The sequence below is a fragment of the Desulfobulbus alkaliphilus genome (genome assembly GCF_016918545.1).
In the GTDB taxonomy this organism is placed as follows: Bacteria; Desulfobacterota; Desulfobulbia; order Desulfobulbales; family Desulfobulbaceae; genus Desulfobulbus; species Desulfobulbus alkaliphilus.
In genome coordinates this window covers 1-469 of sequence record NZ_JAFFQC010000180.1, presented here as the reverse complement: position 1 = coordinate 469, position 469 = coordinate 1, and the positions used below count along the sequence as shown (strand labels likewise).

Below are 469 nucleotides of genomic sequence, written 5' to 3'. Positions count from 1 at the left end.
GTCTGACGGTACAGAAGGAGATGCCGAAATCCGGCGTCTGGAAGGACCCGAAGACCGGCTATGAGTATTTCGTGCATTTTCCCGGTGCGGACAAGGGCTTCCGTGGCAATCCGGGCATGGACTGGCTGGACGGCCTGGACCTCAAAAAGTACCCGGACCTGAACAAAAAGAGCTATGCGGAACAGCGCGGCCCGGCTTCGACAACTTCCGATACCGTGGAAAAAGCCCTCGGAATCAGGAAAGGTCCGCCTATGGACTACAGGGAAGCGGCGGAAAAGGCGAACCCCAATTTTCATGTGGATACGGCATATCAAATCAACTGTCAGCGCTGTGTTCCGGTCTATGAATTACGACGGCGGGGATATCCTGTAACGGCTATGCCAAAACGAAACCAGTATGACGGGAAGGCAAATGCCTGCCTTTATGGCTATGAGTGCTTCGATTCTCCGCAGGTCAAAGGGGTCTGGGG

Annotated in this window: 1 pseudogene; it reads left to right on the top strand. The window is 54.8% G+C overall.

Annotated features, from left to right (window positions below):
* Positions 1–20: 20 nt before the first annotated feature.
* A pseudogene (locus JWG43_RS18000) lies at positions 21–469 on the top strand (hypothetical protein); the annotation flags it as partial.